The sequence below is a fragment of the Flammeovirga sp. SJP92 genome (assembly GCF_001583495.1).
Classification (GTDB): domain Bacteria; phylum Bacteroidota; class Bacteroidia; order Cytophagales; family Flammeovirgaceae; genus Flammeovirga.
The window spans coordinates 50,793-73,220 of the sequence record NZ_LQAQ01000020.1 but is presented as its reverse complement, the minus strand read 5'-3'; the positions used below and the strand labels follow the sequence as shown (position 1 = coordinate 73,220).

Here is a 22,428-nt window from a genome sequence, read left to right as displayed (position 1 = left end):
AACAGAAGTATTTTACTCGAACTAAAAGTAATTGATGAATAAATAGACGACTAATCAAGAGGAAGTCTTGATAGGACTTGATGTAATTATCACTTCCTGTTTATTCTAGAAAATATTCAGTGCTTATGGGTGAAATAGGAGTAATGATGCCTCTGAAGTGATGGTATTTTGGGCTTTCTGCATGCCTTATGTAAAGTGTATTACTAAAAAACAAAATTATTTTTCAAACTCTTTTTCAAAAATGAAAAGAAACAAACTATTAAAAATAGGCTGGTTCGCCTATCTCTTTTTATTCGCTGGTGTACTTAATCTGCTTCATGCACAAAATCAAACTTGTGAGACCGCAATAAAATCATATCTTGGAGATAATTCAGCCACAGGTACACCTAATTGGTTTACATTCAATGTTCCTAAGGATATGGATCGGCTTATTCTTTCCACTTTAGGTTATACTAACCGTGATACAAGGGTATATGTATATAGACAATGTGGTACATCTTATATCGCACAAAATGATGATGCGAATGGTACTTTACAGACTTATTTAAATTTGGATGTATCTAGATACCAAGGAGAAACAATATATATTCGCTGGGAGTTATATAGCGGAATAGGTGGAGTTTTTGATTGGAATTTAGCTGGAATCGATGATCAAGGTAGAGATTATAAGGCTAATGAGGTTGATATCAATGATTTTTCAATATGGTATGGTGAAAAATTAAAAATTAAAAATAGATTCGAAACACGTAACACTATCCAATTCTCTATTGTAGGCAATGATAATAGAGTAATTACTATTGATGGTGACTCAGTTGAAGCATTGTCATTAGCAGGAAGTCAGGAGGTTATGGGTAGTATATATGATGATAATGGTGAACTTATTCATCAAAAAACATTTACTGTTACAACATTAGTAGATCCAACTGGTAAAAAAAGACCGTCCTTGGAAGGTTTCCCTATTGCCTTTTTAGGTGATCCAGGCGATAAAATTGAAATTGAAGGAGCGACAAATTCAACAGCTGAATTAACTTATACTTTCTTAAGTGGTGGACAAAATGCTAATGTGTATGAAGATACTTTAAGTTTAAATGAAAACTTAGTTTTTAGTGATAGTATTCTTTTACAAGTGAGTGTTTCTGAGACAGAAGAGTATGCTAGACGCTCAATTGAGATACCTGTTTATATATATATTAATAATGTGCCATTCCAACAATTCATGGCATTAGAAGCTTTTTACAAAAAGAATAATGGAAAAAATTGGGCGAATAGGTCGAATTGGCTATCAAAAAGCAAATCAGTAGGTACTTGGTCCGGTGTAACTACTGAAAGTAGAGTGGACATTCTAGGTAATGACTATTACACTGTTACTAAGATTCAATTTTCGAACAATAAAATCAATGGAGATCTAGCTACAGAATTTAAATATTTGAGTGATTTAAATAAAATATACTTTAGTAGCTGTAATGTTAAAGGTTTACCAGCATCTTTAAGTAATTTATCAAATTTAAAGGAACTATACTTTTATGATAATTCTGGTATCACTTCTTCATTAGGAGTTGTTAATGATCTTACAACACTCGAAACAATTGTATTTTCTGGATGTGAATTAACTAAATTTCCTGAGGAACTTTTGAAGTTATCAGAACTTCAATTTATAGATTTGAGTAATAACCAAATTCAAAAAATTCCAAGCGGAATAAGTAGTTTAACCAAATTATCAAATCTACATCTAGATGGTAATAGATTTACCTTTTATCCAAGTATAGTCAATGAAATTACATCACTAGAAGTATTAGATTTATCTAATAATTTAATTTCTTCAATTCCCTCTGAAATAGGAAATTTGTCAAACTTAGTTGAATTAAGATTAGAAAAAAATTCACTTTTAACTATTCCTTCTGCCTTTGGGAATTTGACCCAATTATCAACTTTAGATTTAGGTTATACAGATATTTCTGAATTACCAGCAGAATTAAGTAATTGTACAAATTTAAGATACCTTTATATTGAACATTGTCAATTTGAGCATTTACCTTCTGTCATAGAAGAATTGCCAAACTTGTATAACTTTTATTTTGATAACAATAACTTATCATTCGAGGATTTAATTCACCAAAGTACCATTTTGAATGATATTAATGGAATTGATTATTCTCCACAAAGAACATATGATTTAGTTATGATTCAAGATCCTGATAAAGGAACAACAACGTTAAGTAATTCAGATGTTTCTGAGGGTAATATATATACTTGGTATAGAAATAATGTGGAAATTAATGGAGCTACTTCATCATCATATACTTATAATTATGATGAAAATATCAATGCTAATTTTAGATGTGAAATTAGAAATTCTGATTGGCCAAATCTTTCTTTATATTCCAATTCATTTAATGAAAGAGGAGAATTAGTCACTTTAATTGTTGAGAATATTCCAAGTGATACACCTGAAGGAAATAGAATATATACTGTTGGAGGATTAACAAATAACTCGAAAGGTAATCGATCATATCCTTTAGAATTGAATGAATCTACAATGAAATATGAATTGGTATTACCTAAATCTTTAGGAGCCTTTGAATATTATTTCACATTAAGACAATACAATGAGTTTTCTGAAGTAGATAATAGCGGGGAATTATTTAAAAGAACAATTGATTTATCAACAATCACTGGACAATTGACAATAGATGATATCCTAGCATGGAATCATGTTCCTGCCTTACCTAACGTGTGTGAAGAGAGTATTGAAGCAATAGCGGATTCAACGTATTTAGTAGAAACTTCATCTATGTGGTACAGATTTAAGGCAGATACTAGGATGAAAATGACAATTAGATTATCAGACTCTAGAGTAGGAACAAGATTCAAAATTTATGATGATTGTGGAGGAGAATTAATTTTATCTTCATCTAGATCTTCGAATTGGTCATTATATGGTACAGTTGAATTAGAAAGAGATCAGGAGGTTTATATAAAGTTAGAGGATTATAATTCAATTGGAGATTATGCTTTCAAGTTTAATATTTCTACAGAACAGCTTTATACTTATATAGTAAAATCAATACCAAGAAATACCCCTGAAGGAGCTAAAATTAATGCTGTTGGAACCTTTAATGATTATGAAGGAGATGGATATCCATTACTAAAAAATGAAGAGACAGGTTTTTATGAATTGATTTTATCTGAAAGGCTTGGTGAGCATGAGTTCAATTTTGAACTTAATGGACTTGAAGCTTTTTCTGAGGTAGATGGCAGAGGTCAATTTATTTCAAGAAATGTAGATACTAACAATGATACAAGATCATTAGAGCCAATTATTGCTTGGAATACAATTCCCTCACCTGAAAATACTTGCGATACTGCCCTTGAAATAACTGAAGATGGAGATTATTTGAAGGGAATGGGTGATAATTGGTATACATTTACAGCTATCGAAGATATGGAGCTTACTTTTGATGTATACGATAATTCACAGCTTTATAAAGTTTTCCTATATGATGTTTGTGGCGGTAATGTAATTGATTATGCCTATGATTATGATGGGGCACTTGAATATAATATAGCAAAAGGTGAAACTATATTGATTAAGTGGGCTGATCATTATGATGGTGATGATAATTCTTTTGAATGGACGTTGACATCAAAAGTAACGAAAACATTAATTGTAAAAAATATTCCAAATAATATTCGTTGGCTCACAGAAATTTATGCTGTGGGAGATATGAATAATCATAATTATAGAAATACATCATATCGATTGAACTATATTGGTGGAGAAGCAGATCATTATGAAATTACATTTGACGCCGATTTAGATACTATTAATTTTTCTTTTGCAATTGGTAGAACGGACAGCTTGAGGGAAGTGAATGCTGAAGGTGAGAAATTTGTAAGAACTATTGATCTGAAAACTATTCCTACCAACACTGAGATTGATGATATTATCTCTTGGGGTAATCTACCATTCTTTGCGTCGAATGCTTGTGATCAAGCTTATGTTATAACAGATAGTATTTTGGTCAATGATACTAACAACAACGTATGGTATAATTTTGAAGCAGATCAGGATCTTGTGGTGACCTTATCTTCAAAAGAGCTAACTTCTTTATATACTAATGTAAAAGTATATGATGAATGTGGCGGTAATTTGTTGTATTATGATGAGGAAATTACTTGGAGAGAACCTCAGTCTCATCTGAACTTTAGAATGGAAGAAGGAGAAGCAGTAAAAATCAATTGGAAAACTGTTTATTATTACAATTATGGATTCCTTTGGTCATTTGACACTACAAAGGTGCAAGATCAGACATTGGATCAATTTACTTCTAACTTTAGAGTGGTAGGTACTTATGATTTAACCGATGAAACAAGATTCTTCACAGATCAGGGATATGCTTTTGATATAGAAGTTGAATCAGGAGATGCGACAATTTCAGCTGATAATAAAATTACGGTAAATTCACCAGGTGATCTACGTTTACATTTAACAAATATAGGAGATCAGCTTTATTACTATGATTTAGATACTGTTATCACTGTCTCTATTACAACTCCTTATCAATCTATTTTGGAAGATGAGTTCATCAGTAATATCAATACTGCTGGTGAGTATTTAATTCCAGAAGACTACAGTACTGATCAAGGCCTTTTATCTACCATAGAAGCCGTTTCTCAAAATGTTATTATCACTGAAGATACACTATTAGTCAATGCTTCAGGAGAGGTAACTTTAAGAGTGACTAACGAAGGGGACAATAACTATTATGCTTTTGATACTACCGTAACTTTTGAGGTAGAAAAGTTAGAAATTGCATCTTATGAAACTGACTTCTTTGACAATCTTAAACTGACAGGAAATTATTTCTTGCCGGAGTTCAAGGCAGAAAAGGGAGCAATCCTGACAGCAAGATTTATTTCTGGTAGCGGAAGAATTGATGGCAATATGCTAAAAATTAATGATGTAGGAGAGTACGTGGTGGAACTTTACACCGAAGAAACAGCTATGGTTAAAGCTTTCTCTAAAACATTTACTTTCGTAATTCCTGATAAGAAATTACAGACTATTTTGAAGGAAGATTTTGTAAGTAATATCACAACGGTAGGTAAATATCCAATTCCTTCAAACTTCAAATCAGATCAAGGTTATACGCTTTATATTGAACCAGTATCAAGTAATTCTTCTGTAGCTTCTAAAACGCTTTATATTAATGCATCTGGAGAAGTGAAATTAAGAGTTTACAATACCGGTGATCCATTGTACCATGCAGTAGATACTGTAATGACATTTAATGTTAGCAAATTATCTATTGATACTTATAATACAGATTTCTTTGATGGCGTAACAGCGACAGGAGTTTACACAATGCCTAAATTCACTGTAGATGATCAGCTTGATTTATCAGCAAGTGTTGTATCTGGAAATGCTGAGATTGTAGGTGATTCCTTAATGATTAACGCAACAGGTACGTTTGAGATAATGCTTTCAACTCCAGCTACGCCAATGTATGAAGCTTTCTCAAAAACATTCACTTTCACGGTTTCAGAAAAAGCAGCGCAAACATTGGTAGACGAAGCACTGATCAGTACTATTTCTACTGTAGGTCAATACACAATTCCAGAAAACTACAGTTCTGATCAAGGTGTATTATTGACTGTTGAAGCCGTTTCTGAAAATGCGACAGTAGCTGATGGAACACTAAACATCAATGCTTCAGGAGAAGTACAATTAAAAGTTTCTAATGCAGGAAATGGAACGTACTTGGCATTTGATTCAACATTTACTTTTGAAGCAAGCAAGTTATCACTTGAAGCGTATGAAACAGACTTCTTCGAAAGCGTAACGAAGCCAGGAACTTATACTTTACCTGATTTTGTAACAAGTGAGAATGTGGTATTAACACCTAGCATTAATTCAAATAATGTAGCAATCGAAGGAAATACTTTGACAGTACATAATGTTGGAGTATATGAAGTTGTACTTTCAGCAGAAGCAACATCTATGTATGAAGCCTTCTCACAAAGTATCACTTTCAGAGTGTTTAGTAAAGCGATTCAAACTTTAGAAAAAGAAGAGTTTATCAGCGTAATTAAAACTGTTGGGGAATACAAAGTTCCAGAGCACTATATTACTGATCAAGGATTTGCATTGAATGTAAGACCAGTAACACCAAATGCTCACTTTGCAGATAGTACATTATCAATTGACGCATCAGGTGAAGTACAAGTGAGAATCTATAACACTGGAAATAATGATTATGCATCATTCGATTCAACAATTGTAATTGAAGTGAGCAAGTTATTAATGAGTGGTTATGAGACAAGTTTCTTCGATACTCTTAAAGTAACAGGTGAGTACACTATGCCGAAGTTTATCACTGAAGAAGGAGTACAATTAACTGCAAAAATCATTTCTGGTGATGGCGAAATTGATCGCAACACGTTAAGTTTGAATAGTATTGGAGCGTATGAAGTAGAATTATCTTCTGAAGCTACCCCAATGTATGAAGCTTACTCAATGAGCGTGACTTTCAACGTGACAGAAGACAATACTACAGATCCTCCAACATCTTTAGAGGATGATTTGTCTGAGTCTATGAAGTTATTCCCGAATCCTGCGAAAAACAAGGTGACTTTACAATTGCCGGTGCTTGAAGGAGAGGTAGAATTGACATTGATTTCAGCTTCAGGTCAAGTATTGAAAGTGGAAAGTATCCAAGGTGTTTTACAGCATCAATTAGATATTTCAAACTTGAAAACAGGAGTTTATATTTTAAGAATGAATAGCGAAAGCGGTGTAGGCATGAAACGCCTAATCGTAAAATAATTCATAAATTAAGATAGTGCTTGCCCCCTGTACTTGTAGAAGTGCAGGGGGCTTTTTGTTTTTGATCATTTTATATTGTTCATAATGATTTAACTTGTGAAATCCTCCATTATCAACTACCTTAATATCATAGCTAAATCAATTTTTACTAACTATTTAATTCTTAAATAATGGATTATAAGCAAACTGCCGTAGTGCTGATTGAGTTCCAAAACGACTTTGCAACTCCAGGAGGCGTATTTCATGATGCAGTCAAAGAAGTAATGTATCAAACTGACATGCTTACAAAAACAGAAGCAGTCATAAAGGCAGCAAGAGAAAAAGGAACGGAAATCATTTATGTTCCAATTTCATTCTCTAGTGATTATAGAGAACTAACAAAAACACCTTACGGTATCCTAAAGGGAGTGGTAGACAACAATGCGTTTTTGAAAGAAGAATGGGGAAGTCAATTGATCGACTTTATTGCTCCTCAACCTGAAGACATCATTATTGAAGGTAAAAAAGGCTTGGACACGTTTTGCAGTACAAACCTTGATTTTATCTTGAGAAGTAAAGGTATTCAAAATGTGGTATTAGCTGGCTTCTTAACCAATTGCTGTGTGGAATCAACGATGCGTACAGCTTATGAAAAAGGCTATAATGTGATCACATTGACAGATTGCTGTGCAGCCACAAGTATGGATGAACATGAAAATGCTGTAAAGCACGACTTCCCAATGTTTAGTCAACCGCTGTCAGCAGAAGATTTTATTGAGTCTTTGGAAGAAGGAAAAGAAATCGCTTTGGTTGGAAGAGGCTATGAGTAGTTTCTAAATACTAAAAAGATGTTTCGTGTATCTTTAAATGATACACGGAACATCCTCTCAAAAAATAAAATTTAATCCGACTCATTTGCCCTGAGATTTTTTAGGTGTACCCTCAAAAAGTTTTCTTATCGATTCAATATCCCCTTTTTTGTACCCATGAAACCAAAACTAAGCGTTAGGAATGACCTCTTAATTGTACCCCTTCCTGATTTTTTAACTCACTTTTTACCTTCTAGTTTTGGTGACAAGCTAAGCTTCGATTGAAATGAAGCTACTATTTCAACCAACTTATTCTACTACACATGAAGTTCATAACAACACTATCAATGTGTGTGTTAGTTTTATTACTACCTTCAGTAACTAATGCACAAAATCCACTGACCGAACAAGAGTACAACGAACTGTTTCCCTATCGGTTCGGTACAGAATCTGCACCTGATGGCGGATATGTATTCAATCCAGCTAATGATTTTTATACTTATGCCAGTTTTTTAGAGGCGATAGAAAGAATGAAAAACATCAAGGTGTATATGGAAAGAAGAGAAGGAACCAATCTTTACAAAGTTACAAGAGAAGATAAAACTACCGGTGAAACAAAAGTGATCAGAACGGATGCAGGTTTTGATGATTCATGGAATTCACAAAAAAGTATTATTCTACAGGAAGTAGACTATGCATTGTTTTTGGCTGAAGGAACGCAAGATCAGCGTCGTAGAGAACTGTCTGCGTTTCTAGCCAATATCTCTCAGGAAACAACAGGCGGATGGGCCACTGCTCCAGGAGGAAAATACGCTTGGGGTTTGTATTTCAGAGAAGAAGTAAGTTATGCGGAAACGGATTTGATTGGCTATGTGGAGCAAAATCATCCCGATTATCCCGCTGTACCAGGTAAGTCGTATCACGGTAGAGGACCCATTCAGCTTTCATGGAATTATAACTACGGTCAGGTGAGTCAGTTTTTATATGGAAATAAAAATGTATTGTTGGCCAATCCTGAAAGAGTCATTGAAGATGGGGCATTGGCTTTTCAAACGGCCATTTGGTTTTGGATGACGCCTCAGTACCCAAAACCTTCTGCTCATGATGTAATGGTGGGTAATTGGGAACCTACTTCTTATGATTTGGAAAATAATAGATTACCTGGTTTCGGAGTAACAGTCAATATCATTAACGGAGGATTGGAATGTGGATCAGGTACTGAAAAAGCGAAGGTGTTAAGTCGAATTGGTCATTATGAACGTCACTCTACCATCCTGAATATTACAACGGATTTGGATGGACAATCTTCTTGTAATGCTTGTGGATGTGCTAATCAACGTCCATTTGGAGGAAATGAGCCAGAACCAACACCAAAGAGACCAAGAATCTCCTTATTGTCTCCAATATCTGATGAAATTCGTATGGAAACATTTTCAGCTATTTCAATTGAAGCAAGTGTTTTAGATAAAGAAGATCAAGCAATAGCAGATGTATCTATTTCAGTGAATGGAAATATTTTGTCAACTGTTGGAACAACTGCCTCATTTACCCCAATAGCTTATGGAATTGTAACAATCACTATCGTGGCTGAAGACCGTTTTGGTGAGCAGAGTACCTTGAATTATGAAGTGGATGTGATTGATCCTAAAGTGAATTGTGGTACGGAATGGGAGCCTAAGGTGTATACAGGTGGAGAAGAAGTAGTGTACGGAGGAATTGTGTACAGTGCGGCTTGGGAAACAAAAGAAACAGATCTTCCTGGAGATGCAGGAGTATGGAAAATCAAAGCGACTTGCCCTGGTTTTACTTTTGATTGTACTGGTGTGGAAGAGTGGAGTGCCACCAAAACTTATCAGACCAATGGTATTAGAGTGGTGTATAACAATCAACTTTACACTTTCCAGAAGTGGTGGTCGACAGGAAATCAACCTGATCAAGATCCTTCGACATGGCAATTATTGGGGACATGTTCAGGTGGTGGAGAAGTAGATAATCCACCGACTGTTAATTTCATTTCACCTGCCAATAACACCACTTATACTTCACTTTCTGCTGTCAGTATTCAAGTGGAAGGCACAGATGATAAAGGTTTAATTACTTGGCGTATTTTAGTAGATGACCAAGAAATCAGCACGCAACCACAATTTACTTTTACACCTACAGCATTTGGACAATATATCCTTTCTGCCATTGCAACGGATTCAAAAGGTCAATCTACAACGCAAAATATTCAAATTCTTTTCCAAGAAGAAATAACAGAAAACCAGTTGCCAACTGCAAGTATTATTGTGGATACGAATATTGAGCAACAAGTATTGGCTCCAATAAGTGTTTCCATTATAGCCAATGATACTGATGGTCAAATAACTTCCATTGTATCAACTGTGGATGGTAATACTTTCAATCAATCTACATTCGATTTCACTCCATCTTCATTTGGAAATCATACAATCAATACAACAGTGAAGGATAATGAGGGTGGTCAAGCTTCTGTTTCGGTGACCATTACAGTAATAGAAAAAGCTAGTGTAGGAGATTGTGATGGAGTAGAAGAATATACAGGGTACCCATCTATTTATCAGAGTGGAGATGTAGTGAGTTATCAAGGAATGCTGTATGAATCAGTGGTCAATAACTTGTACAATGTAACTCCAGGTACAGCGGATCATTGGTGGAAGCCTATCGGCGAATGTAATGCATCGAATGCAAGAAAAATCACAATAGGCAGAAGTGTATTGGAAGATATCAAAATTTATCCAAATCCAGTGGTGAGTCAACTTCATATCCAATTAAGGCAAAATACTACTTATCAAGTAGTTTTGTTTAATGGAAATGGCCAAAAACTACTATCAAGAGAAAATCAGCAATCACAATTAGCAATTGATTTCTCTACAATGGAAAACGGAATATATTATCTACTGTTAGAGTCTTCTGAAGGCCATAAATTTTGGAAGAAGTTAATAAAATAAGATTTTTCAAATATGCTCTAAGAAAGAGGGAAAAGTGCACTTTAGAACTGATTACTTTTCCCTTTTCTTTCTCTTAAATATCTTCTGTTAAAGCTTTCACAAAGGGGTTTTCTGGGTAAAATTCTTTCATTACAACTTTGATGACAGTGTAGATGGGGACAGCTAAAATCATTCCTACAATTCCCATCAATGTTCCAAATACGAAGATTACAATAAAGATTTCTAAGGGATGAGAATTCACACTTTTGGAGAAAATAATAGGTTGTGAAAAGTTATTGTCAATGAATTGTGTCAAACCATAAGCTACTCCAATCTTTCCGAGTAATGGAAGTAATTCAGTTTTAAAATCCATTCCTAAATTTTCTGTGGTTGCCAACAGTCCCATCAATCCCAATCCAATCAGAGGACCAACGTAAGGGATTAAATTAAGAATGGCACAAAGGAAAGCAATTACCAAGGCATTACTCACACCGATGATAAAAAGTGAGACAAGGTAAGCTACAAAAACAATAAGAATCTGTACTGCCAGTCCGAGAAAATAGCGTGAAAGAAGTTTCTTCGTTTTGATAATAGAGGACATAATCTCTTTTTCATTTTCAATAGGCATAATAGAAATAAAGAAATTCCCGATTTGCTCACTTTCTTTAATAAAGAAAAAGGAAATAAACGCCACAGAAAAAACGCCAACACTAAAAGAACCAATAGAATTGATTACTGAAGTAAACACCTTTGGCGTATTATTTACTTTCTTATGAATAACATCACCGATATTAAACATCGTTAGGTCAATTCCGTAACGTAATGTGTATTGATTGATCTCAACGAAGGCGGCGTTTACATTCTCTTTAAATTTCGCAATATTTCCTAAAGATAGATTATGTGCCTCCTGCATGATCAGTGGAATAAAAAGACTTAGGAAAAGCAATGAGAGTATTGCAAAACTACCAATGACTACCATTACGGCTGTAGTATTGGATAAGTGCCATTCTCTTTTTAAATAAGATTTGAAAGGGTATGCCATCAATGCAATCACACCTGCTGTAGCAATATAAATGATGACTGCTTTTAAAAGATAGAGAGCATAAAGGCCGGTACAGACCAAGATCAACTTTTTGATCGTATCCAAGAGACCTTTGCTGATTAATTTATAATCCATTTTTACAATAAGAATTTTAGGTATAACAGAGCAGAGCTTTTGAAGAAGAACCGCAAATTTTAATATGTAAAACGGAGTGAGTGAGGAAGGTATTTATAAATTTCGGTTATAAGGTATTAAATGTTGGTTGAAGCTATTACACTGTAAATGAGTTTTTAAATATTTATGATATATAGTAATTAGGGGATTTATAGGACATGAAGGACTTTTAGAAAAATGTATTGATAGTTATGGGTAATTATAGTTTAAGTGCTAAGTCAAAAATTAATCATAGTTAATTCTAATTTATTTTTTGTGAGTACAACGCTAAAAAACGTATTAATAGTGGTTCTATTGAAAGTTTTTTGAAGGAAGTAATCGCAAAACAATAAATAGAAGCTAAAAAACGTATTAATAGTGGTTCTATTGAAAGTTTTTTGAAGGAAGTAATCGCAAAACAATAAATAGAATTAGTATTAGATAATTTTGAATTTGTACTTATAATGCAATATTCTATCTGAACCAATTACTGCCCACAGTCAAGTACCAAGCCCAAATTTCAGGTCCTCTTGCAATGTCAATACCGGCATGTAAACCATAATCAGAAGCAATAAAATAACGAAAGCCAAAACCACCCGCTATTCTAGATTGTGTAAAATCAAAGTCTTGTATTTTTGGTGCGGTGAATCCTGTTCCTACAAAACCAACAGCACTCCACCTTTTGAACATTTGCCATCGCCACTCGGTCTCAAGTACCAATGCATTATGATCTTGATAACGGAGGGCAGGGATACCTCGGAGATTTACAAATGGAAGTTCGAAGAAAGGAACATTATTACCCCATTTCGTTTGGTATTGCAGACGATAGCCAGAGAAGAGCTTTTCTTTTTTGATCGGTAAATAATAATAAGTTCTGTGGGTGAAATTAGAATAATCATTATCACCGCCCAATGCTTTATTAAAAGTACCAAACTCAGTAGCTGTCATAATCCCCTTGGTGGGGGTGAACGTATTATTTCTGTTGTCCCACATCAAAACCACATTCATTCCTCCAAGGTTAGTTTCTTCTTTTAAAGGTTCAGTCTCAGGTTCATTGTCTATAAATGTGATGTTATTATTGAAAAAGAGGTAATTGATACCAGTGAAAAGAGGAAGATCTTTTTTAGGCCGGAAAAGAAACTCATGGAAAGTCATAATTCCTTGCATATTGAAACTGTATTCTCCATCATCAATAATACCTGAACCATAAAACGTAAGATTAGGGGAGAGGTAGGCAAAAGCTCCTAAATATCTGAACCTGTCATTATGATAAGAACCTTGATGAAAAACAGCCGCTAACCAAGTTCCATTGGCAGTATAAGCACCTGCAGCACCTGTTGTGATAGGTGGCAAATCTTTACTTTGAGCAAAACGATTGAGCGTATCAAGTGTATCTCTTTTTTTCTTTTTCCCATGAAAATAAATGGCTGTAAGGCCACCTCCAAAACCTACTGCAGGCTCCGTGATAATGATAGGAACAGGAAGGAATCCAAAACCTGCATTCAAAAAGTTACTGACATCCACAGCATGATCCGTTGAGTCAATAAAATACTTTTGAAATAAGTTTTGCGCTGACAAATAGGGATGACTGAAAAGTAGAAATAAAAAGAAAAATAGTTTGATCTGCTTCATGGAAAAAGAGAGGTAATAGTAAGATGAAATATCAATTTGGGCCTCTGGCAAATATATCATAAAATCATTGCAATCAATAACTTAATGGGTATTGCGAAACTGAATTCTTACCAACTTCAAATAAGTGCGAAGATAGAATTAAAGTGTATTGATCCTGTAAAAGTGTACCCTGTTACGCCCTCGTATTCGTTGAAGTTGATAAATGGTCATTTGAAAGTAAAAATAAGATTTAAAATAATAACAATTTTGGTTACTTTTAGAGCATAGAACATTCACCACTTTTCACCATTATTTATGTTATCCCTGCAAACAGAAAGACTTCAAATGGAAATCATTCAACCGTCTGATTTCGATGAGATATTAGAAATTTTCAATGAGAAAGATATTTTCAAATATATTTCCCCTTTGCAGAATTTAAGCCGTGTAGAGCATGTTTTGAAATTACACCGAAAAGTCAATGAAGCGAAGAATAAAGAAGGATACATCTGGGCAGTGAGAGAAAAGGGGACACAGGAGTTGGTAGGTTTGATCAATTTAAATCAATTGCCAGATACAAATGATATTCAGATAGGGTGGATTTTGAGCAGTAAGTTTCAAGGGAAAGGTTATGCCTATGAATCCGCTAAGGTGGCGTTTGATTATGGAGTGAATGACTGGAAGGTGAATCCAATTTTTGCAATTGTAGAAGACGGAAATATCCCTTCAGAAAAGATAGCCTTGAAACTAGGATTAGAATTCAGACATTATTTCACACAAGATGATGTGAAGCTAAAACTGTTTAGTTATTGTAAATAGTCATTACATTGTAAACTGATTTTCAGTTAATTTTTAATTGATCTATTTACAATCACTTATAGGATCTACTTTCAAGTTTCCTTCTTCTTCATTTTTGTCTTAACACAAAAACGAAGCAAAAAAGTCAAAAGCTAAATTTCATTCCACTCGCCTATTGAAAGGATAACTCGATCAAAACTTTATCGTTTTGAGATGTTCAAACAGCAAAATCATTTTTAACTGTTCACTTCATGAAATTCTTAACGCTTTTCCTTTCAAGGACGGGGGAGTACTACCAAACGAATGGGGTAGAAAGCCCACTGACACGAATGTTAAGCGATAGTAATATTCGTGTCCTACAGATCATCAGAAATTAGTTTGCGATGTCTTAATGCTATTCATTTGTTTTGTAGAGTTGTACTCATATAAAAAAAGAGGAATGAAATATGATGTTTTCATTCCTCCTTTTTATTATCCTTTCTTCTCTTTTTCCTTCTTCTTGTTTTTCTTTCCTTTGCCTAGTTTGATGTTATAATCATCAACCGTTCCTTCAATTCTGACGGCTACATATTTACCGCCTTCATCTTGCTGGATTTCGTCAGGTTCGTCATCTTTTTTCTTCTTGCCACCTGTCAATGTATTCCAGGCTACAGAACGAACAAGTCTGAAAGGCACTTCAACCATATACGCCATTTGCATATCCAAGTGTTGCTCACCTGACATATAAATCTGACCAATCGTAGATGCAATACTCATACGAGGAATATGGAAAATACCATTTTCTACTGTGAATTTATTCTGTAAAGTATCAAAACGGATATTGTTCATGTCTTTATTGCCGAAGTAAGTAGCCATAGCTTCCAGTGGGGCAAAATCAACTACGCGACCATTCAATAAAGTCATATCAATATCAGCTGTGGTTTGGGCAATATCAATACTTAAGTCGTTATTGATATGTGCTTTGGCTTTCATGGTAGAATTCAAAATACCATCAAAGTTTTCAGAAATATTGATGACATCTCCTTCATACTCCACTTCAAAATCGACTTGCGAAAGATCCACATTCTTTAGTTTTGCATTACCGTCCATGATCACATGCTGAGGGTTTTGAAGATTAGCCATACCCGAAAGTTCCAATCCGCCAATATCTCCCAAACGTACTTGAACATCATTCAAAGCAATAGTTTGATCCGGTGAGGTAGTGACTTGTCCTTTGAAATTTTTGATGTCCATTTCCATCAGTTTCATTTGATTTACTTTCACATCCAATTCCAATTTAGGATACTTGATAGCAAAAATATCGATAGGTTCTTCTTCTTCAATTTGTTGTGCCCTTGAAGCTGATGAAGCCTCATAAGTTTCAGCTGGCAATGTCAATTTCAACAGCTCATTGAAGTTGATCATTTTGGCATCTACTTGGAATTTTCCGTAGAAATCTTTTCGAGTAGAATCAGTGATATTGTACAATTGAGCATTGAAAGTCATATCACTTTGGCCCACTTTTCCGGTGAAATCATTCAGTAAAATATCGTTGTCATTCTTGACTAATTCAAACTTAAAGTTTCTGAATAATAAAGGTGAAATACTCAATCTCCATTTCAAACCTTTCATCCATAAACGGAAATTAGGAACTTTCTTTCCAGAAAATAGCTCTTGGTTAACAACATCTACGCCTCCTGCAATTTGGAAGTTGTTCATCTTTTCATTCTGGAAGGTCTTCGGTACCAACAGCGAGTCACCATAAGTGAAGAAGTCCACCACTCTCATGGAGTTAGATTGAATGTTGAAACCTGACTTAATAGTGATGGTAGAATCTTTGTAAACTAAACCATCATAATCTTCAAAACCACCTTGGAAATTGAAATCACTCTTTCCTATATTTCCTTTCAAGTACTTCACACCAATGTGTTTTTCTGTGATGCCCATCAGGCCCGTTACACTGTGAATCGGTTGGAAATTTTCAAAATGAGTTTGAAGATCATTGATCTTAAGTGTTCCGTAAGGCAGTAATTTATAATCATTGATGCCCTTTGATGTCGTATTTAAAGTGAAATCAATATTGATATCATGAAGGTTTTCCGCCAAGCTAGAATCAATTGAATCAGAGTACTGCAGTAGCTCTTTGACCATAAGGTGTTCAGACTCCAATTTTATATTGGCAATAATATCAGTTTCCATACCCAAAGCATAGAAAAGAAGATTGTCAATATTACCATTGAATTTGAAATCACTGCCATCAAGCTGTCCTTTCAAGTCTTTTACACCAAGGTGATTGTCCCAGATATAGAAAATACCACCCATGCTGTGAGGTTGCATGCCTGTGGGTTTGTGTTTGAAATGAAGGTTATTCACTTTCAAGGCAATTTTCTGCTCGGCATCATCAAGGTTTAAGAATTTCTTCTTTACAAGATCAATATCATAAGCTACATCCGCCTGGAATTCAATCTTACCGCCAAGACTGTCAATAGGAAGGTCTGTCAAAAGATCATTGAAATTGTCTAGTTCCATATTGGCCTCCCACTGCAAATCAATATGCGGTTGTTGAATACCGTTGGAAACAGAAAGTGTTCCTTTTGTATCACCATTTGTAGATGCGATAACAAATTGACTTAAATCAAACTTCAGCTGTGAGAAATCAGTAGAGTCACCCGTATTAAGGTAAGCTTTGAAACTGAAATCATTAATAGCATAAGGTGTTTTTAAGCTCTTTAAGGTAAACTTCTTCAATTCTACATTGGCTTCTACTTTTGGAAGAGTAGAAGCTGATTTACCTGTTATTTTAGCGTCAAACTCCAATCCGTCAAGGGTACTCGAATAGTTAGATTTAAGTTTCTCTACATCGATTTTACCATTGGCTAGAAGGTTGATGATATTCAAATCTTTTTGGGAGGCGTGAATATCCAGATCCAAATACATGTCGTTTGGAATGTCAACAGTGCCAGAAAGGGCAAAGGCCGCACCTTCTAATATTGCATCACAAGTATCTATGGTAATGAACTTATGCAGTCTATCAAAGCGGAGGTCTGATGTAAATTCAAGTTTTTTATTAGGCCAAAGCACTTTCTTTTCTTTCAATATGCCCAATAATTCAACATTAAATAATAGATGATTTGTTATTTCATCAGCATTGTACTCTAAAGAAGTAGTGATTTGATGTACCTGCATTCCAACGCCTACTTCGGTCATTCCGTTATAAGCAGTAATTTTGATGTTTTTCAAAGTCAGTTCATCCAATGCAATATCAAAAGCTGGAGGAGCACTTTGAGTGGTATCGGCAGTTTCTTCCACTTTGGTGGTGTCTGACAGGTCAATACCTAAAGCATTTACAAGGTTGAAAGTACTGTCTTTGTATGCACGGAGATTGACCTCCCCGTCCTCTAATTTGATGGCACCGATATGCACATCACCTTTTATAAGTTTGACAATGTTGATAGAAACATAAAAGTTGCCCAAAGCGGCAATAGGCTTGGCGTCCTCTTTTCGTTCCTCAATTTTCTTTTCATGATAAACAATATCCTGAAGTTGTAATGTGAAGTTGGGAAAATCTTCAAAAGGAGCAATACCGATTTGCCCAATTTGAAGGTCGCCATTCTGCTCTTGATTGGCGGCTTCCATTACTTTTTCTTTGATAGTTTCTCTATTCGCGTAGAATAGAATAACAGCGATGATTAATATACCTACAACAGCTCCGAAGATATAACCAAACCATTTTAATATTTGCTTTCCAATTGGTGTTTGATCTTTCACTTGCAATAATAATTTTAAGGGAAATGGATTTTATTAATGTAATACTCTACCGATGTTTGACATTCGATGTATACGATCAAATGAGAGAATAGATTTTTTAGAAATATATAAAAAAAAGATGGAAGGCTTAATTTATGTAAAAATAATTCTCACTTCTTTTTATATAAAGCCTTAAAATGTTCATTAATAGTAAGATATCACTTTAAGCGAGATATTGAATAAAGTTTCTTCTTTCTGTTAACAAATACGAAGTAGTTCGAAAACTTAAAGTGTGCTATTGACATTAATAGAATTATTAACTTGTTTTGATATGTTCAAACATATGAACATGAATTATGAATATACTTATTAACCATACATCATCAATCCCTTTTCACAAGCAAATTGAAGAGGAGTTAAGAAAACTAATCGACACAGGCGAATACGACAACGGGAAACTTTTTCCGAAGGAAGTAGACATCAGTAACCGTGTGGGTGTTTCTAGAAATACAGTAAGGCAAGCGATCAACACATTGGTAGGAGAAGGACTATTGGAGCGAAAGAAGGGTGTAGGTACAACTGTAGCCAAAAGAAAAATCGGAACGAAATTATCGGAATGGCATAGCTTTACACAAGAAATGAGTGCTAAGGGAATTCCTTTTAAAAATTACTTGGTACAGCATGATACTGTTAATGCAGATAAGTTAACGGCTGAAATTCTCACTATTGAAGAAGGCAAAGAGATTCACCGATTAACGCGCTTAAGAGGTGATCAAACAGATCCTTTTGTTTATTTCATTTCATGGTTTCACCCTAGGGTCGCTTTTGATCAAGAAGAACAATTTGAAAAACCTCTTTATGATATCATCGAAGAGAAATTCAATATTGTATTGACAAAATCATCAGAGGAACTGACGGCCATGTTAGCGGATAAGAAATTATCTGAGCTATTAAAAATAGAAGAAGGTGCTCCAATCTTGTTCCGATCAAGAATTGTTTCTGATCCGGGAGGAAGAGTAGTAGAAATCAATCATGGATATTACAGAGCGGACCGCTTTACGTATCAGATTGAAATCAATAAATAACGTAGGTTTTGTAGAGCTATTTTAGCAAGATCAAATAGCTATAAGTCTACAGTTTCGAAGCTTACTTGCGCTTTGCAAGAATTTAGCGATAAACTAAATTTTCGAATCATAAAGGTGACTAGAAATCAGGAGATTTCTGATGATCAGTAGGACACGAATGACGCTTACGCTTAACATTCGCGCCATTGAGCTTTCTACCATTTTAGTTTGGTAGTACTCCCCCTAGCATTGAAGGGAAAAGCGTGAAGAAGAAGGAAGTTTGAAAGTTAGTTTATAGCGTACCAACACTACACAAAGTAGAAATGAAATGTTAAACCGATGGACAGATTTATACTAACAGCAGACATAGGAGGAAGTCATATCAGCAGTGGTGTGATTGCACTTTCTTCCATGCAAATTTTAAAAGACACCATAGCCACTGTAAAAGTAGACAGTCAGGCAGATGCTGAAAATATTATTTCAGATTGGACTAAGGCATTAGAGCAATCATTAGAAAACCATGCAGGAACAATTGAGGGTATTGCTCTATCTATGCCAGGACCTTTTAATTACGAGGAAGGCATTTGTGTAATGAAAGGAGTAGGGAAGTATGAAAGTATGTTCGGATATAACATTCGGTTAGTACTTTTTGAGAAATTTAAAAAATACATCGCTGATCCTTCTTGTATCACTTTTCTCAACGATGCCGATGCGTTTGTTTTGGGGGCCGTTCAGTCTCAAAATTATAAAAATGAAAAAGTCATTGGACTGACGCTTGGTACTGGCTTTGGATCAGGCTTTGTTGAAAACGGTCAATTGATCACCGAAGACAGCAGAGTACCTAAAGGTGGATTGATGTATTGCCAACCTTACAAGGAAGGAATTGCAGAAGATTATATTTCTACCCGTTGGTTTGTGAAAGAATGGGAGAAAAGAGAAGGAGAAAAAATCAAAGGTGTAAAAGAAGTAGCAGAAGCTGATAAAATCACATCCCAACAACTTTTTGATGAATTTGGAAGCCACCTTTCAGCCACACTAAAACCATGGAGCGAAATGTTCCAACCCACCAAAATGATCATAGGAGGAAACATCACCAATGCATTGGACAGGTTTTCTTCTCCATTAAAAAATCAATTAAATATTGAAGAAATCATCGCCTACCCTCATACAGAAGAAGCTTCAATGATTGGAGCGGCGTTGCATTTTTTACAACAGAAAAAATAAATACGACTGTACGACTTAAATGGTTCGTGAGGACGTTTTAGAAAACGTCCCTACAGTACTGCATTTTCGGAGATAATTATAAAACCTTTGTCTATCTGTAATCAGACCATCATTTAGTAGTATCTCCCCCGGCCTTGAAGGGAAAAGCGTGAAGAATTTCATGTATTGAGCCGTTAAAAACCACTGGCGCGAATGTTAAGCGTAAGCGTCATTCGTGTCCTACAGGTCCTCCCCCGGCCTTGAAGGGAAAAGCGTGAAGAATTTCATGTATTGAGCCGTTAAAAACCACTGGCGCGAATGTTAAGCGTAAGCGTCATTCGTGTCCTACAGGTCATCAGAAATCTCCTGATTTCTAAAAACTATAAACAGCGAGAACTTAGTTTACAATGTAATTAATACGAAGCACTAAAGTATTCAGTGAAAACAGTTTAGAAAACACAAACAAACAGATTCAAAATAATTCCATTATCAATATAAAAATGACAAGAAACACAAAACAATACCTAATGCCATCCTCGGTGGATAAACCATCAAAAGGGATGTACAACATTTACCCTTCTCATGCTATAAAAGAAGGAGAAATCAATATTGGCTACACTTCATTGGCAAAAGCATTGCAACAGCATTCATGTATTCTACTTGATGGATATGTGGGAGTGAACTGGGAAGCAGTGACTACGCAATTATTAGATGCTTTTAAAGCAGAAGGACTAACGAAAATCCGTTTTGTAAATATTGAAGGAGCATTAAAATCAGAGGAAGAAATTGATACAATGATTGCACCTTTCTTAGGCGGAGATGATCCTATTTTCGGAAAGCTTTATGAAGGAAAAATCAATGACTTTTTTGATGCATCAAAATTAGAGGCCATTACAGCTGAAGAAGATTATTTGACAGTGATCTACGGTTGTGGTGCTTCCTTAATCAATATTGAAAACGCTACTTTGGCGTATTTGGATGTTCCTAAAAATGAGATCCAGTTCCGTTCGAGAGCGGCAGGAGTGATCAATTTAGGTGCTAAGGAAAGTATTGCACCAAAACCGCAGTACAAAAGAATGTACTTTGTAGATTGGATTGTATTAAACCATCAAAAAGCAGATATTCTTCCAAAAATCGATTATATCATTGATGAGCAAAGAAGTGATGCCATTACATGGACAGATGGTGACACGTTCCGTAAAGGATTGGAAGATATGTCGAAAAATGCATTCAGAGTACGCCCTTGGTTTGAGCCGGGTGCTTGGGGAGGTCAATGGATCAAAGACAAAATTGGTGGATTGGCACAAGATGTTCCAAACTACGCATGGTCATTTGAATTGATTGTTCCTGAAAACGGTATTGTGTTTGAAGCCAACGGCAATTTATTGGAAGTTTCTTTTGACTTTTTGATGTTCCATAATAATAAAAATGTATTGGGTGAAGCAAGTGAGCGTTTCGGGTATGATTTCCCTATTCGTTTTGATTTCTTAGACACCGTAGGTGGAGGAAATCTTTCGGTACAATGTCACCCAAGACCTGAATATATGAAGGAGCATTTTGGTCATACTTTTACCCAAGATGAAACGTATTATATGCTGGATGCCAAAGAAGACGCAAAAGTGTATTTGGGTTTCCAGGAAGATATTGTTCCAGAAGAATTTGAAGCGGCATTGACGGATAGTTTTGAAAATGCAAAAGAGCTTCAAATTGAAAATTATGTACAGGTGCATCCTGCGAAGAAGCATGATTTATTCTTGATTCCAAACGGTACAATCCACTGTTCGGGTACTAACGGAATGGTACTCGAAATCAGTGCTACGCCTTATATTTTCACTTTTAAAATGTATGATTGGTTACGTTTGGATTTAGATGGTAAACCAAGACCAATGAACATCAAGAGAGGAATGGAAAACTTGTACTTTGACCGTAAAGGTGACAAGGTGCAACAGGATTTAATTTCTCACCCTAAAGTAATGGAAGAAGGTGATGACTATCAAATCATCAATTTACCAACACACAAAGAGCATTTCTATGCCGTGGACCGTCTGGAATTCGACAATGAAATGGAAGTGGAGTTGAACAATCAATGCCATGTGATGAGTTTGGTAGAAGGAGAAAGCATTACGGTGATCACTAACGACAACACTTTTGAGGTGAACTACGCAGAGACGTTTGTAGTTCCAGCAGCAAGTGGTACTTATAAATTAGTGAACACATCAGGAGAGAGAGTGAAAGTAATCAAGTCATGGGTGAAATCAGAAGAATGCTAAGC

Annotated in this window: 10 protein-coding genes; 7 read left to right on the top strand and 3 right to left on the bottom strand. The window is 35.2% G+C overall.

Annotated features, from left to right (window positions below; all coding sequences use genetic code 11):
- Window positions 1-241: 241 nt before the first annotated feature.
- The 3 genes from AVL50_RS06695 (at window position 242) to AVL50_RS06685 (ending at window position 10,583) form a co-directional block, all read left to right on the top strand.
- Entirely contained in the window at window positions 242-6,826 is a 6,585-nt protein-coding gene (locus AVL50_RS06695; protein ID WP_172826781.1) for a T9SS type A sorting domain-containing protein, read from the top strand.
- A 170-nt stretch (window positions 6,827-6,996) separates the two neighbouring features.
- Window positions 6,997-7,635 carry a cysteine hydrolase gene (locus AVL50_RS06690; protein ID WP_062615716.1) on the top strand — a complete coding sequence of 213 codons (639 nt, stop codon included), beginning with the start codon at window positions 6,997-6,999 and terminating at the stop codon, window positions 7,633-7,635.
- A gap of 302 nt (window positions 7,636-7,937) precedes the next feature.
- Window positions 7,938-10,583 carry a glycoside hydrolase family 19 protein gene (locus AVL50_RS06685; RefSeq protein ID WP_157491183.1) on the top strand — a complete coding sequence of 882 codons (2,646 nt, stop codon included), beginning with the start codon at window positions 7,938-7,940 and terminating at the stop codon, window positions 10,581-10,583.
- Between the two features lie 73 nt (window positions 10,584-10,656).
- Here AVL50_RS06685 and AVL50_RS06680 read toward each other — a convergent pair whose 3' ends face one another.
- Together AVL50_RS06680 and AVL50_RS06675 are read right to left on the bottom strand one after the other, a co-directional pair.
- Window positions 10,657-11,739 (bottom strand): AI-2E family transporter, encoded by a 1,083-nt coding sequence (locus tag AVL50_RS06680; RefSeq protein ID WP_062615714.1) that lies wholly within the window; start codon window positions 11,737-11,739, stop codon window positions 10,657-10,659.
- 492 nt (window positions 11,740-12,231) lie between these two features.
- Window positions 12,232-13,389 carry a BamA/TamA family outer membrane protein gene (locus AVL50_RS06675; protein WP_062615713.1) on the bottom strand — a complete coding sequence of 386 codons (1,158 nt, stop codon included), beginning with the start codon at window positions 13,387-13,389 and terminating at the stop codon, window positions 12,232-12,234.
- Window positions 13,390-13,713: 324 nt separating this feature from the next.
- Here AVL50_RS06675 and AVL50_RS06670 point away from each other — a divergent pair, with 324 nt between their 5' ends.
- On the top strand, window positions 13,714-14,184 hold the full coding sequence (locus AVL50_RS06670) for a GNAT family N-acetyltransferase (RefSeq protein WP_172826780.1): 471 nt from the start codon (window positions 13,714-13,716) through the stop codon (window positions 14,182-14,184).
- A gap of 450 nt (window positions 14,185-14,634) precedes the next feature.
- Here the strand turns inward: AVL50_RS06670 and AVL50_RS06665 are convergent, their stop codons facing one another.
- Complete coding sequence (locus AVL50_RS06665; protein WP_157491181.1) at window positions 14,635-17,910, bottom strand: AsmA-like C-terminal region-containing protein; 3,276 nt, start codon at window positions 17,908-17,910, stop codon at window positions 14,635-14,637.
- Between the two features lie 335 nt (window positions 17,911-18,245).
- Between AVL50_RS06665 and AVL50_RS06660 the strand changes: the two genes are divergently transcribed.
- The 3 genes from AVL50_RS06660 (at window position 18,246) to AVL50_RS06650 (ending at window position 22,426) form a co-directional block, all read left to right on the top strand.
- Window positions 18,246-18,974 (top strand): GntR family transcriptional regulator, encoded by a 729-nt coding sequence (locus AVL50_RS06660; RefSeq protein WP_062615710.1) that lies wholly within the window; start codon window positions 18,246-18,248, stop codon window positions 18,972-18,974.
- A 318-nt stretch (window positions 18,975-19,292) separates the two neighbouring features.
- Complete coding sequence (locus tag AVL50_RS06655) at window positions 19,293-20,177, top strand: ROK family protein (RefSeq protein WP_062615709.1); 885 nt, start codon at window positions 19,293-19,295, stop codon at window positions 20,175-20,177.
- Between the two features lie 479 nt (window positions 20,178-20,656).
- Entirely contained in the window at window positions 20,657-22,426 is a 1,770-nt protein-coding gene (locus AVL50_RS06650; RefSeq protein WP_062615708.1) for a class I mannose-6-phosphate isomerase, read from the top strand.
- Window positions 22,427-22,428: the final 2 nt, after the last annotated feature.